This window comes from Novosphingobium sp. YAF33, from assembly GCF_052113265.1.
Lineage (GTDB): Bacteria > Pseudomonadota > Alphaproteobacteria > Sphingomonadales > Sphingomonadaceae > Novosphingobium.
The window spans coordinates 16,164-30,020 of the sequence record NZ_JBFRCW010000014.1; the positions used below are offsets into that span (position 1 = coordinate 16,164).

The 13,857-nt window shown below is 68.1% G+C and carries 12 protein-coding genes; 5 read left to right on the forward strand and 7 right to left on the reverse strand.

Features of this window, described 5'->3' with window-relative positions; translation table 11 throughout:
* The first annotated feature begins 8 nt into the window (after window positions 1-8).
* Complete coding sequence (locus AB4Z00_RS22155; protein WP_442047274.1) at window positions 9-1,559, forward strand: S10 family serine carboxypeptidase-like protein; 1,551 nt, start codon at window positions 9-11, stop codon at window positions 1,557-1,559.
* A gap of 64 nt (window positions 1,560-1,623) precedes the next feature.
* Here the strand turns inward: AB4Z00_RS22155 and AB4Z00_RS22160 are convergent, their stop codons facing one another.
* From AB4Z00_RS22160 to AB4Z00_RS22175, 4 genes are all read right to left on the reverse strand, one after another.
* Window positions 1,624-2,094, reverse strand: coding sequence for a nuclear transport factor 2 family protein (locus AB4Z00_RS22160; protein WP_442047275.1), 471 nt, complete (start codon window positions 2,092-2,094; stop codon window positions 1,624-1,626).
* Window positions 2,094-2,720, reverse strand: coding sequence for a pyridoxamine 5'-phosphate oxidase family protein (locus tag AB4Z00_RS22165; protein ID WP_442047276.1), 627 nt, complete (start codon window positions 2,718-2,720; stop codon window positions 2,094-2,096). Before AB4Z00_RS22165 ends, AB4Z00_RS22160 begins: the two co-directional genes overlap by 1 nt.
* Before the next feature lie 71 nt (window positions 2,721-2,791).
* Entirely contained in the window at window positions 2,792-3,616 is an 825-nt protein-coding gene (locus tag AB4Z00_RS22170; RefSeq protein ID WP_442047319.1) for an alpha/beta fold hydrolase, read from the reverse strand.
* A 266-nt stretch (window positions 3,617-3,882) separates the two neighbouring features.
* On the reverse strand, window positions 3,883-4,761 hold the full coding sequence (locus AB4Z00_RS22175) for a LysR family transcriptional regulator (RefSeq protein ID WP_442047277.1): 879 nt from the start codon (window positions 4,759-4,761) through the stop codon (window positions 3,883-3,885).
* Window positions 4,762-4,931: 170 nt separating this feature from the next.
* Here AB4Z00_RS22175 and AB4Z00_RS22180 point away from each other — a divergent pair, with 170 nt between their 5' ends.
* Window positions 4,932-6,329 carry an aldehyde dehydrogenase gene (locus AB4Z00_RS22180; RefSeq protein ID WP_442047278.1) on the forward strand — a complete coding sequence of 466 codons (1,398 nt, stop codon included), beginning with the start codon at window positions 4,932-4,934 and terminating at the stop codon, window positions 6,327-6,329.
* Between the two features lie 52 nt (window positions 6,330-6,381).
* Here the strand turns inward: AB4Z00_RS22180 and AB4Z00_RS22185 are convergent, their stop codons facing one another.
* Complete coding sequence (locus AB4Z00_RS22185; RefSeq protein WP_132268875.1) at window positions 6,382-6,792, reverse strand: MarR family winged helix-turn-helix transcriptional regulator; 411 nt, start codon at window positions 6,790-6,792, stop codon at window positions 6,382-6,384.
* A gap of 77 nt (window positions 6,793-6,869) precedes the next feature.
* Between AB4Z00_RS22185 and AB4Z00_RS22190 the strand changes: the two genes are divergently transcribed.
* From AB4Z00_RS22190 to AB4Z00_RS22200, 3 genes are all read left to right on the forward strand, one after another.
* Window positions 6,870-7,703 carry a p-hydroxycinnamoyl CoA hydratase/lyase gene (locus AB4Z00_RS22190; protein WP_442047279.1) on the forward strand — a complete coding sequence of 278 codons (834 nt, stop codon included), beginning with the start codon at window positions 6,870-6,872 and terminating at the stop codon, window positions 7,701-7,703.
* 25 nt (window positions 7,704-7,728) lie between these two features.
* Complete coding sequence (locus AB4Z00_RS22195; protein WP_442047280.1) at window positions 7,729-9,852, forward strand: acetate--CoA ligase family protein; 2,124 nt, start codon at window positions 7,729-7,731, stop codon at window positions 9,850-9,852.
* A gap of 85 nt (window positions 9,853-9,937) precedes the next feature.
* Window positions 9,938-10,315 carry a VOC family protein gene (locus AB4Z00_RS22200; RefSeq protein WP_134095945.1) on the forward strand — a complete coding sequence of 126 codons (378 nt, stop codon included), beginning with the start codon at window positions 9,938-9,940 and terminating at the stop codon, window positions 10,313-10,315.
* On the opposite strand, the gene mddA is transcribed toward AB4Z00_RS22200, so the two are convergent.
* Window positions 10,296-11,051 carry a methanethiol S-methyltransferase gene (gene mddA / locus AB4Z00_RS22205; RefSeq protein ID WP_442047281.1) on the reverse strand — a complete coding sequence of 252 codons (756 nt, stop codon included), beginning with the start codon at window positions 11,049-11,051 and terminating at the stop codon, window positions 10,296-10,298. The genes AB4Z00_RS22200 and mddA overlap by 20 nt on opposite strands.
* Window positions 11,052-11,252: 201 nt before the next feature.
* Window positions 11,253-13,766, reverse strand: a complete 2,514-nt coding sequence (locus AB4Z00_RS22210) for a glycoside hydrolase family 3 N-terminal domain-containing protein (RefSeq protein WP_442047282.1) — start codon at window positions 13,764-13,766, stop codon at window positions 11,253-11,255.
* Between the last annotated feature and the right edge of the window lie 91 nt (window positions 13,767-13,857).

Sequence of the window (13,857 nt, forward strand, 5' to 3'; positions counted from 1 at the left end):
CAGACCCCATGTCCGCCAAGAAGACCGTTTTCCTGCGTTCCAGCCTGCTAGCCCTGTCCGCGCTCCTGCCTGTGGCCGCGCTCCTGCCCGCGGGTCCGCTGCTGGCGCAGGACGAAAACCTGCCGATGCCGCCGGTATTCCTCAAGGCCATGGAGCCGATGGTGGAGCGTCCTGCCGCCAGCGACAGGGTCGTGCTCACCCGCCACCAGGGGACCTTCGGCGGCCGAAAGCTGGGCTATGACGCGATCGTCACCGAAACGCCGGTGGCGAACGCCAAAGGGGAGACGGCGGCGGTGGTCGTCACTTACGCTTATGTCGCGCGCAGTGCGGCCCATGCGAAGCACACCGGCGCGCGTGCGAAGCGGCCGGTGCTGTTCTTCTTCAACGGCGGCCCCGGCGCATCGTCCTCGCCGCTGCACCTCAACGCCTTCGGCCCACGCCGGATCGTCGGCAAGGGCGATGCCGCGCGGCTGGACGACAATCCGCACAGCCTGCTCGACGTGGCCGACCTGGTGTTCATCGATCCGCCGGGCACGGGCGCTTCGATGCCGGTGAAGGGCGCCGACGCCACCAGCCTGTTCTCGGTCTCCGGCGATGCCGCCGCCGTGGCCGACGTGGTGCAGCGCTGGCGCCGGGCCAATGGCCGCACCGATGCGCCTTTCGCGATCGTGGGCGAAAGCTACGGCACCGCACGGGCGCTGGCCATGCTCGATGCCGAAAGCAAGGCGAAGCTACCGCTGCCGGACGGCGTGGCGCTGTTCTCGCTTTCGCTGGGCGACAACGACGGCCCCGTGATCTCCGACGTTTCGCTCCTGCCCACGCTCGCCGCCGTCGCCTGGTATCACCAGGCCGTCGACCGCAAGGGCAAGTCTGTGGCGGAGCACTTCGCCGAAGCCCGCGCCTTTGCGGAGAACGACTATGCCCGCGCCCTCATCGCCGGCGCGTCGCTGCCGGAGGCCGACCGGGCGAAAATCGCCGCACGCATCTCGGAACTGATCGGGATCCCCGCGGCGACGCTGGAAAAGGACGGGCTGCAGCTCGACCGGCAATCCTTCATGCTCGGCCTGCTTTCCGCCAAGGGCCTGCGCACCGGCCAGCTCGACGGCCGCGCGACGCGGGCCATTGCCGAATCCAACATGCACCCGCCCTTCGACGATCCTTCCATGACGCTGGGCGGGGAGACCGGCCATCTGATCGCCGACTACATCGGCAAGGACCTGGGCTATCCCTTGCCGAGCGCCTATCGCACGCTCAACCTGGGCATCAACTTCAAGTGGGACTGGGGCCGCGGCGAAGTCTATCGCACCGTGCGCTTCGCGCCCTTCCTGGCCAGGGCCATGGCCGACAAGCCGGACATGAAGCTGATGACGGTGGGCGGTTACTACGACATCACAACGCCGGTCGCGGCGGGGCAGTTCGCGCTCGACCATGCCGGGATCGGGCCGGATCGCCGCACTTCGAAGACTTATGCGGCGGGCCATTCGGTGTTCGAGGACGAAGGCGAACTAACGCGTTTTGCCGCGGACATGCGTGCCTGGGCCGGGACGCTGGGCCGCTGAACGTCCCGATGTGCCGGGCCGGGTGCGCTGACAGGCCACACCGCGCCCGGCGCAGCGGATATCGTCAGAGCCCGAGGTCGCTGAGGCCGCGGTGCCCGTCCGGACGGCGCCCGAGCGGCCAGTGGAACAGGCGGTCGGCCGCAGCGATGGGGGCGTCGTTGATGCAGGCCAGGCGCCTGCGCATCAGGCCATCGGCGTCGAACTCCCAGTTCTCGTTGCCATAGGAGCGGAACCAGTCGCCGCTGTCGTCGTGCCATTCGTAAGCGAAGCGCACGGCGATGCGGTTTTCGCGGAAGGCCCAGAGTTCCTTGATCAGCCGGTAGTCGCGCTCGCGCTGCCATTTGTCGGTGAGGAAAGCGACGATGGCCGGGCGTCCGTTCAGGAATTCGGCGCGATTGCGCCATGCGCTGTCAGGCGTATAGGCCAGCGCGACCCGGGCGGGGTCGCGGCTGTTCCAGCCATCCTCGGCCAGGCGTACTTTCTCGGCCGCGCTTTCGGCAGTGAACGGCGGCAACGGCGGGCGCGGGTTTTCCATCATGCGTGTCCTTCTTCCAGGCGGCTGCGCAGGGCTGCGTTCTCCGCCTCCAGTTCGGCCATCCGCTCGTGCAACGGGCGGACCGCCTGTTCGATTTCCCGCTCGGTGAAGCGGGGCGTGATATGCTGGGGGCAGTTCCAGTCGAACGCCGCCAGCCGCAACCGGAAGATCCGCTCCGGCCGCGCCTTGTAGCCGGGGTCCATGACGAGATCGGTCAGCGCCGCATCGGCGTCAAGCGAGAGCTTCTCGACATGGGCATAGATCTTCAGCCGCATGCGGCGGGGATAGTCCATCAGGATCAGGCAGGCCCGGTCGTTCGCGGCCAGGTTGCCGGTGCTGATGTACTGGCGGTCGCCGCGATAGTCGGCGAAGGCCAGCGTCCGTTCGTCCACCAGCTTGAGGAAGCCGGCGGGGCCGCCGCGATGCTGGACATAGGGCCAGCCGTCCTCGGATACGGACCCCATGTAGAAGCTGTCGCGCGCGGCGATGAAGGCCGCCTCGTTCCCGGTGAAGCGGTCGAATTCGCGGTCTCCCTCGAAATGGGCCCATTGCCGGTCGGCGCCCATTTCCGCCTGGGCCGCGCGAACGCTGGGCGTCATGGCGATATCCAGAAATCCGTAGGACATGGTCCATCTCCAAAGCGATGACGGGGGGGAAAAGGGTGCCGGGCGGGTGCCCGGCCCCCTTGTGGCCCGGATCAGCGGGTCGCCACCTCACGGTCGAGGAAGCTGCGGATGAGCGGCGCCATCTCGTCCAGCTTGTCCTCCAGGGCGAAGTGCCCGGTGTCGAGGATGTGCATTTCTGCCTGGGGCAGGTCGCGCAAGTAGGGATGAGCGCCGGATTCGGGGAAGATCGTGTCGTTCTTGCCCCAGACGATCAGCGTCGGTGGCCTGCGTTCGCGGAAGAACTGCTGGAACGCGGGATAGAGCGGCACATTGGTGCGGTAGTCGTAGAACAGGTCGAGCTGTATCTCGCGGTTGCCCGGCCGGTCGAGCAGGGCCTGGTCGTGGACCCAGTTGTCCGGGCTGATGCGGGTGACGTCGCGGACGCCGTCGGTGTACTGGAAGCGGGTGGCTTCGGGCGTCACCAGCCAGGCCTGCGCCTCGCGGTCCTCGGCCGATCCGCTCTGCCAGTAGGTCTTGATCGGGTCCCAGAACGCGCCGAGCCCCTCATCATAGGCATTGCCGTTCTGCACGATCAGTCCGGTGACGCGCTCGGGGTGCTTCAGCGCCAGCCGGTAGCCCACGGGCGCCCCGTAATCCATGACATACATGGCATAGCGCGCGGCGCCGATCTGCTCCAGCAAGGCGTCGACCAGGTCGGCATAGTGGGCGAAGCTGTAGTCGAAGGCGGCGTGGTCCGGTGCGTCGCTCTGGCCGAAGCCGGGATAGTCCGGCGCGATCACGCGGTAGCCGTCCGCCAGCAGCGGGATCAGGTTGCGGAACATGTGCGAAGAGGTGGGGAAGCCGTGGAGCAGAAGCACCACCGGGGCGTCCGCCGGGCCGGCTTCGCGATAGGCCATCGTCAGGCCTTCGACCGTGGCGGTGCGGTAGTGGATGGCGGCGGGGGCCGCATTGTGGGCGGCGGCGGAGGCCGTATTCTGGGTGGCGGCTTGGAACGTCTCGGGGAGCGGGGCGGGGATCAGGGGCTTGGTCATGTCTTCCACTTTCGTGAGAGCGGCCGAGCGAGCTGCGTCAGCCTCTGATGGAAGAAGTAGTTCTTATGCCTGATCTCGATAATCGGGTGTCTGCGGAAATCATTGTTCCTATTTGAGGAATAATGGCCTCGTCACTGCAACAGGTCGTTGCCGCGCAGGCGCTGGACGGCCAGGTCCACGAAAGCCCGCACTTTGGCCGTGGCATGCCGCCCCTCGGCATGGACGACGTGGATCGGCATCGGGCTTTCGGCATGATCGTCCAGCACGGACTGCAGGCGCCCCGCCGCCAGCGCCGGGCCGACCTGGTAGGACAGCACGCGGGTGATGCCCCAGCCCTGCTCGGCGGCGGCGATCGCGGCCTGGTTGGTGTTGCACAGCAGCCGCGGATGCACGGTCACGCGGGTCCGTCCGTCCGGGCCGAAGTGCCACTCCGGGGAGACCCAGGCGCCGGTCGGCACGATCACGCGGTGATCCGCGAGATCGGCTGGGGAGCGAGGCACGCCGTGCCGCTCGAAATAGGAAGGCGCGCCGCAGATCGTCCGCCGCACCCAGCCCACTCGCGTGGCGCTGAGGCCCGAGGCGGGGAGATGCCCGATCCGCACGGCGACATCGATCCCTTCCTCGACGATGTTGACGCCCCGGTCCACGAAGAGGCTGCGGCCGGTGACGCTTGGGAACATGTCGAGATATTCCAGCAGGATCGGCAGGACGTGCATCTGCCCGAACATGATCGGCCCGGTGACGATGAGCGTGCCGGTGGGATTGCCGTGCGATCCCGCCGCGGAAGCCTCCGCTTCGGCGATGTCGGCCAGGATGCGGCGGCAATCCTCGAAATAGCGCTGGCCGGCCTCGGTCATCTTCACCGATCGCGTCGTTCGCGCCAGCAGCCTGACCCCGATGTCCTCTTCCAGGCCCGACACCGCCCGCGTGACGGCCGGCGGGCTGAGATGCATCTGCCGGGCCGTCTCGACGAAACTCGCCGTTTCCGCCACCCGGACGAAGATCCTCATGGCTTGCCACCGGTCCAATTCCACATCCTTCAGCCATGCAACGCGGGGCGGACGATGCGCGGAACAGGGCCTGCCGGTCAACGCCTTGCGGCCTTCAGCCGATGCGCGCCGCTTGCATGGGCTGGTTTAATGCTATAGCCAATAGCTAAATCTTTGGGAGAATCCACGCCATGAAGTTCGAGCGCATCAATCCGCTGACCGGCGACGTCGCCTCCAGCGCAGAGGCCATGACGGCCGAACAGATGCCTGCGATCGCCGCCCGGGCCGGCGCTGCGCAGCCTGCCTGGGGCGCGCTGGGGCCGAATGCGCGCCGCGCGGTGCTGCTGCGGGCCGCCGATGCGCTGGAAGCGCGCAAGGACGCGTTCGTCGATGCCATGATGGGCGAGATCGGCGCGACCGCGGGCTGGGCCATGTTCAACCTGACGCTGGCCGCCGGGATCGTGCGCGAGGCGGCCGCGCTGACCACCCAGATCACCGGCGAGATCATCCCCTCGGACAAGCCGGGCTGCCTGGCCATGGCGATCCGCGAGCCGGTGGGCGTGATTCTGGGCATTGCGCCCTGGAACGCCCCGATCATCCTGGGCGTGCGCGCGATCGCCGTGCCGCTGGCCTGCGGCAATGCCGTGATCCTCAAGGCCAGCGAGCAATGCCCGCGCACCCATGCCCTGATCATCGAGGCTTTCGCCGAGGCCGGCTTCCCCGAGGGCGTGGTCAACGTCGTCACCAATGCCCCGGCCCAGGCGGCCGAAGTGGTGGGCGCGCTGATCGATGCGCCTGCCGTGAAGCGCATCAACTTCACCGGCTCCACCGCGGTCGGCAAGATCATCGCCAAGCGCGCGGCCGAGCATCTCAAGCCCTGCCTGCTCGAACTGGGCGGCAAGGCGCCGTTCGTGGTGCTGCACGACGCCGACCTGGATGAGGCGGTCAAGGCCGCGGCATTCGGCGCCTTCATGAACCAGGGTCAGATCTGCATGTCGACCGAGCGGATCATCGTGGTCGATGCGGTGGCGGACGCCTTTGCGGAGAAGTTCGCCGCGAAAGTCTCCACCATGGCCACGGGCGACCCGCGCGAGGGCAAGACCCCGCTCGGCGCCGTGGTGGACCGCAAGACCGTGGACCACGTCAATGCGCTGATCGCCGATGCCGCCGACAAGGGCGCGCGCATCCTCACGGGCGGCGCGGCGGACAGCGTGCTCATGCCCGCAACCGTGGTGGACGGCGTGACTTCGGCGATGAACCTCTACCGCGACGAGAGCTTCGGCCCGGTCGTCGCCATGATCCGCGCGCGGGACGAGGACCACGCCGTCGAACTGGCCAACGACACCGAATACGGCCTGTCCGCCGCTGTCTTCACCCGCGACACCGCGCGCGGGCTGGGCGTCGCGCGGCGCATCCGATCCGGCATCTGCCACGTCAACGGCCCGACCGTGCATGACGAGGCGCAGATGCCCTTCGGCGGCGTCGGCGCCTCGGGCTATGGGCGCTTCGGCGGCCGGCAGGGCCTGGACAGCTTCACCGAGACCCGCTGGATCACAGTGGAAACGCAGCCGGGCCACTACCCGATCTGACGGAACCGAGAGCGGGGCAACCCGCTCTCCACTTCGGCGGCGCGCCCGCCGCCTATCGCCAGATGGCGTTGAGCGCGGGGAGCAGGTGGTCGCGGTGCTCGGCGGGCACGCGGTCCAGCAGCTTCTGCTCGAACGCCTCGATCACTTCACCGAGTTCCGTGACTTTTGCCGCCCCTTCGGGCGTAAGCATGATCGCCAGCGACTTGCCGTCCAGCGGCTCGCGGCGAATCCAGCCGGCCGCTTCCAGCCGGTTCAGCAGCGGCACCATGTTGGCGCGCTGGATGTCCAGCGTCTTGCCGATCTGGCTGCTGGTGAGGTCCGAACGGTCCTGGACCAGCAGCAGCACGGCAGCCTCGGTGATGCGGAAACCGCGATCGCCCAGCAGGTCGCCCAGTTCGCCCATCACGGCATTGGCGGCGCGGCGCAGCGCATAGCCCGGCAGTTGCCCCAGAAGATCGGTCATGGTCCCTCGTTGTTTATGCTATTGACGATAGCAATCGTGTTGCTATGCATGACAGCAATCAAGGAAAGAGGATAGCCATGCAAGACCGCGCTGAAACCGATACCGTTTCCTACACCGTCGAAAACCGCATCGCCTGGGTCTCGTTCAATCGCCCCGAGAAGCGCAATTGCATGAGCCCCAGCCTCAACCGGCGCATGAAGGAAGTGCTCGACGAGCTGGAATTCCGCGACGACGTGGGCGTCCTGGTGCTGACCGGAGAGGGCACCGCCTTCTCGGCCGGCATGGACCTCAAGGAATACTTCCGCGAAAACGAAGAGAAGGGCCTCGGCCATGTCCGCAAGGCCCAGCGCGAAGCCTATGGCTGGTGGGAACGCCTGCGCTGGTACGAGAAGCCGACGATCGCGATGGTCAACGGCTGGTGCTTCGGCGGCGCTTACGGCCCGCTGTTCGGCTGCGACCTGGCGGTTGCCGCGGAAGACGCGCAGTTCGGCCTGTCCGAAATCAACTGGGGCATCCTGCCCGGCGGCGGCGCCAGCAAGATCATCATCGAGCTGACCGGCTTCCGCAACGCCATGTACCACGCCATGATGGGCGAGAACATCGATGGCCGGAAGGCCGCCGAATGGGGCCTCGTCAACGAAGCGGTGCCGGCGGAGAAGCTGAAGGCGCGCGTGACCGAAGTGGCCACGGTCCTGCTCGGCAAGAACCCCGTGGCCCTGCGCGGCACCAAGTGGGCGATCCGCCGGGTGAGCGAGATGACCTTCGACAATTCGATGGACTACCTCGTGCGCACGCAGGAAGCGGCGAACTTCTTCGATGGCGAGGGGCGCAAGGAAGCCACCCGCCAATTCATCGACGACAAGACGTACAAGCCGGGTCTGGGCGCCTACGATCTGAACAAGGCGCGCTGAGCGCCAGGCCCTGGGAGAGGCAGCGATGAACGAAAGAACCCTGCCGAGGGACGCGATCGCGCGTCTGCTGCGGCCGCGCTCGGTCGCGGTGGTGGGTGCAAGCGACAAGCCCGGGGCGCTCGGCGCCTCGGTGCTGGGCAATCTCGACCGCAACGCGTTCGCGGGGGCGGTCTATCCCATCAACCCCAAGCGCGAGACGATCGGTTTCCGCACCTGCCTTCCTTCCGTGGAGGCTCTGCCCGAAGGCGTCGACGTGGCGGTCCTGGCGATCCCGCAGGCGGGCGTGGTGGAGGCCGTGCGCGGCCTGGCCGCGCGCGGCTGCGGCGGCGCGATCATCTTCTCGGCAGGCTTTGCCGAGGGCGGTGAAGAGGGCAAGGCGCAGCAGGCGGAAATCGCCCGCATCGCCGCCGAGCACGGCATGGTGATCGAGGGGCCCAACTGCCTGGGCCTGGTCAACCATGTAGACGGCATACCGCTGACCTTCGTGGAGACCGACACGGTCGCCCCGGCGGGCCGCCGCGCGGTGGCGGTGGTGTCGCAATCGGGCGCGATGGCGGCCGTGCTCTGCACCACCTTCCAGGCGCGCGACCTGGCGATCAGCTATTCGGTTTCGACCGGCAACGAGGCCGCCAGCGGCGTCGAGGACTATGTCGACTGGCTGGTCGAGGATGGCGACACCCAGGTCATCGCCATGATCGTGGAGCAGTTCCGCCGTCCCGCGCGCTTCCTGGCCGCGGCGCGCCGTGCCCGCGAAGCAGGCAAGCAGGTGGTGCTGCTGCACCCCGGCAAGTCCAGCGCCGCGCGTGAATCCGCCGCAACTCATACCGGGGCCATGGCGGGCGACTACAAGCTGATGCGCCGCAAGGTGGAGCGGGCCGGCGTGGTCTTCGCAGAAACGCTGGAAGAGCTGGGCGATATCTCCGAAGTGCTCCTGCGCGCGCCCGCGCTGGCGCAGGCGGAGCTGGCGGTGCTGGGCGAATCCGGCGCCTTCAAGGCGCTGACGCTCGATCTGGCGGAAGAACTGGGCATCGCCCTTGCGCCGCTGGGCGATGCGGATTCCCCGGCCCTGCGTGCCGCGCTGCCGCCTTTCGTGCCGGTCAGCAATCCACTCGACATCACGGCGCAGGGGTTGAGCCAGCCGGAGATATACACCCATACGCTGGCCGCTCTGCTGGACGATCCGCGCGTCGGCGGCGTGATCGCGGGGATCATCCAGACCGATCCCGTGACGTGCGCCATCAAGGTGCCCGCGATCCTGGCCGCGCTGGAAGGCCGCACGATCGACAAGCCGCTGGTCTTCGCCGGACTGGACGAAGGCGCGCCGATCCCACCCGAGCATATCGCCGCGCTGCGGGCGCGGGGCATCCCCTGCTTCCCCAGCAACGAGCGGGCCTTCCGCGCGCTCGCGCGGCTGGGGGCGCTGGCGGCGCGCGACCTCAAGGCGGCAGAGACGGCCCCGATGCCAGTCCCGGGTCTGCGCGACCGCGAGGGCGTGATCGCCGAGTACCGCGCGAAGGAACTGCTGGCGCCGCTCGGCTTCGCGTTCCCGGCAGGGCGCTTCGCGGACAGCGCCGAGGCTGCCGTCTCGGCTGCCGATGCGGTGGGCTATCCGGTGGCGATGAAGGCCCAGGCGGCGGCGCTGGGGCACAAGAGCGACGCGGGCGGGGTGATCCTGGGGCTGGCGGATGCCGATGCGGTGGCCCAGGCCTGGACGCGCATCCATGCCAATGTCGGCGCCTACGATGCCGCGCTGGTGCTGGACGGCGTTCTCATCGAGAAGATGGGCGCACGCGGGCTGGAGATGATAGTCGGCGGTCGCAACGATCCCGAATGGGGTCCGGTGGTCCTGGCCGGGTTCGGCGGCGTGACGGCGGAAATCCTGCAGGACGTGCGCCTGTTCACGCCCGACATGACGCAGGAGCAGATCGCGGCGGAGCTGATGCAGCTTGAAAGCGCGCCGCTGCTGGCCGGCTACCGCGGATCGCCGGCCCTCGATGTACCGGCGCTGGCGCGGCTGGTAGCGCAAGTGGGCGCGATCCTGGCGGCAGAGCCCTCGCTGGCCGAGATCGACCTCAACCCGGTGATCCTGCATCCCACTGGGCAGGGCGCGGTGGCGCTGGATGCGCTGATGCTCGTCAGTCCCGCCTGACGGGTCGGACCGTCATCCGGTTCCGGCGAAGCGGCAGCAAAGCCCCCGCGCCGGAACCGGATCGCCCGGCGCTCGTTCCCCGGGCATGCTCCATCACGTTTCCCTCGGCACGTCCGACCTCGCCCGCGCCCGCGCCTTCTATGACCCGGTCATGCGCGAGCTGGGGTTGTCTCGGACCCTGGATGTGGATGAGGCGGTCGGCTACGGGGCGGGGATCACCGTTTTCAGCCTCAACCTCCCGGCAGACGGCGGCGCGGCGACGCCGGGCAACGGCGTCCACATCGCTTTCGAAGTGGAAGCGCGCGCGGCGGTGGAGGCGTTCTTCCGCGTGGCGATCGCCAGCGGCGGCAGCGCCGACGGGGCACCCGGACTGAGGCCGGAGTACGACCGTCACTACTATGCCGCCTTCGTGCGCGATCCCGACGGCAACAAGATCGAGGCGCTCACTTTCGCGGCGGCCTAGAAGCTTTCCCCGGGAACCGCGGCACCAGCATGCCCACGCGCAGCCGATAGCTCTCGTAGTCGTGGCCGAACAGATGCACCAGGTCGCGCTCCTCGTAGCGGATGGCGATCAGGATATAGGCCGAGATTCCCAGCGCCAGCAGCAGGTGGCCGGCGGTCATGGTCGGCGCGGCCCAGAACGCCAGGAAGAAGCCCGAATAGAGCGGATGGCGCACGACGCGGTAGAACAGCGGCTGGCGCATGCGCGGGGCGGCGGGCGTTCCTCCGCGCGCGTGGCGGATGACCTGGCTCAGGCCGAAGAGTTCGAAGTGATCGATGAGGAACGTGCTCGTCAGCACGATCACCCAGCCCGCGGCGAACAGCGACCAGACCAGAGCGCGGGGCGTCGGGCCGGAAAGATCCCAGACGATCGCGGGGATGGGGCGCCATAACAGGAACAGCACGATCAGCGCGAGGCTGGCAAAGAGCACGTATGTGCTGCGCTCGATCGGGGGCGGGACGATCCGGGTCCATCGCCGCTTGAAGCCCTGCCGCGCCATCACGCTGTGCTGGAGGCCGAACAGCGCGATCAGCGCCAGATCGAGCACCACTGCCGCCGCGAGAGGAGCGCCCGGTCCACGGTCCACCGTGAAGGGAAGACCTGGAACATTGCCGAGGAAGCCGATCAGATAGAGGAAGGTCGCCAGGAACAGTCCGTAGACGACCAGGGCGTAGACCAGAAAAGCTGCCTTGTGCATGGCGAGGTCCCAACGTCGGGGGCCAGCACCATGGCCCGGCAAGAGGGCCCATCGTCAGGGTAACGGACCCTTTCTGCGCAGGCCGACGCTTGCAGGCCGGGCCTACGCGTGCAGGGCGGATTAGATCACTTCTGCGCGTGGAACTCAATATGTCCGAGGGGCCGAAAAGCGGGGGAGATGCGTTCCGGCCCCTTGCGGGCCTCAGCCGCCGCAGGCGTTCATCGGCATCGAGACATAGTCCAGCTTCACGTCGGAGATGGCGATGGCGAACGGTCCGGTGGCGGACAGCACCAGCGGCGCGGTGAGGGCGTGCATGTCGGCGCCGCGGCTGGCGAAGCATTGCAGCGGGATGGCGAACGTGGTCCAGGTGCCCGGCGCCGCCTTGGCCAGCGTCTGCGTGAGCGGGACGCCCACCGTCTTGCCGCCGCTCTCCATGCCCAGCGTGACCGGGCCGGTGGGCTTGCCGTCCAACCGGTACTGGATCACTAGGCTGATCTCTCCGTTGCTCTCGCGCGAGAGATCGATGGGGCGGGGCGCGACGATGGCGACGCGGCCTGTTGCCGTGCCGCTTCCCGCCTTGCCGCCCGGCTCTCCCCAGGTGAACAGGCGGGCATCCTCCTGCGCGCGCCGGTCCACGCCGGTTTCCTTGACCAGCTGCGTGTCGAACTGCCAGCCCGGAGGAGTCCGCCCGGTGCCGTAGAACGTGCCGGGGGTCGCCTCCGTCATGCCTGCGGGGCGGGTTTCGTCCAGCTTGCCCACTTTGCCGGGGCGGGCATAGGACAGGCCGTAGCCGAACGCGAACAGGGGATCGTAGCCCGGATCGCGGCGGTTCAGGACATATTGGTCGGGGCGCTTGGGCCAGGAGAAGCTGAGCTTGCCCTTGAAGTCGTGAGCGACCGCGCCGTCGGCCCGGGCGAACAGCACGTCGGCCACGCCGCCGCCCTCGCTGCCCGGCAGGAAGGCCGCGACGAAGGCGTCCGAGGCGTTCAGCTCCGCATTCACCCATAGCGGCCGGCCGGACAGGAACACGGCAACGACCGGAATGCCCGCCGCCTTGAGGCGCTTCAGCATCGCCAGGTCCGGCTTGTCTCCGGGGCTGTATTCCAGGTTGGGAATGTCGCCCTTGAACTCGGCATAAGGGGTTTCGCCGAAGACCACGATCGCGGCGTCGGGCTTCTTCGCGAATGTGCCGTCCGGCGCGTAAGTCGCGGTGCCGCCTGCAGCCTTCACGGTGTCCTCGATGCCCTTCCAGATGGTGGTGGCATTGGGGAACGCGGAGTTGGGCAGGTCCGCGCCCTGCCAGGTGATCGACCAGCCGCCGGCCTGCTGGCTCACGCTGTCGGCGGCCTTGCCCGCCACCAGGATATTGGCGTTGGGCTTCAGCGGCAGCACGCCCTCGTTCTTGAGCAGGACCAGCGATTCCTGCACCGCCTGCCGCGCAATGGCCTTGTGGGCGGCGCTGGCGATCACGTCGAACTTGCCGGCCGCCATGCGGGACGAGGGGCGGCCGCGCTCGAACGTACCCGCGCGCAGCTTCACGCGCAGGATGCGGCGCACGGCATCGTCCAGGCGGGCCATGGGAATGGTGCCGTCCTTCGCCTCGCGCAGGGTATTGTCGTAAAGCTGCTTCCAGCCCGGCCCGGAATACATGAACATGTCCAGCCCGGCGTTGATCGCCTGGGGGCAATCCTCGTTGGTGCAGCCTTCGACCTGCCCATGGCTGTTCCAGTCGCCCACCACGAAGCCGTCGAAGCCCATGCGGTCCTTCAGCACGCCGGTGAGGAGCGACTTGTTGCCGCTCATCTTTGCGCCGTTCCAGCTGGAGAAGCTGGCCATGACCGACTGGGTGCCGGCCTCGATCGCGGCGGGATAGCCGCCGAGATGGACGTCGCGCAAAACCTCTTCGGAAATCCGCGTGTCGCCCTGGTCCCGGCCGCCGGTGCCGCCGTCGCCCAGGAAATGCTTGGTGGTGGCGATCAGGTGGTTGGGGGCGAGGAAGTCCTTGGTACCGACTTTGCCCTGCACGCCTTCGATCATGGCGCCGGCATAGTCCGCCGCGATCTCCGGCTCTTCGCCATAGCTTTCGTACGTGCGGCCCCAGCGGTCGTCCTGCACGACGGCGAGCGTGGGCGCGAACGTCCAGTCGAGCCCGGCCGCCGCCGTTTCCAGCGCGGTCACTTCCCCGATCTTGCGGATGAGATCGCGGTCCCTGGCGGCGCCAAGGCCGATGTTGTGCGGGAAAAGCGTGGCGCCGACGATGTTGTTGTTCCCGTGGACCGAATCCGTGCCCCAGATGATGGGAACCTTCGGGCGAGAATCGCTGCGGGTCATCGAGGCGTCGTAGAACTCGTCCGCCAGCTTCAGCCACTTGGCGGGCGAGGCATATTCGTCGTCATAAGGGCCGCTGTTGCCGCCGTTCAGCACCGAACCGATCTTGTAGGTGACCACGTCCGCGGGCTTGATCGAGCCGATGTCGACCTGGATGATCTGGCCGACCTTGTCTTCCAGGGACATCGCCTGGATCAGCGCATCGACGCGCTTTTCCACTTTGGGATCGCGCTTCGGCTGGGCGTTCACCTTGGGCCAGATCGCCGGATTGGCCACTGGGGAAGCGGCCTGAGAGGCGGCCTGAGGAGACGCAGATTGCGCGCCCGCCGCTCCGGTCAGCGCCAGGGCGAGGATCGACAGGGAAGCGGCTGGGAAACGGCGGGGCATGAGGTCTCCTGTGAGGGCGGGCGTCAGGATGGGCTGTGGCGGCGCGCCGGCGGAAAGCCGGTGCCGCCGCCGGGGGTATCAGGGCTTGGTC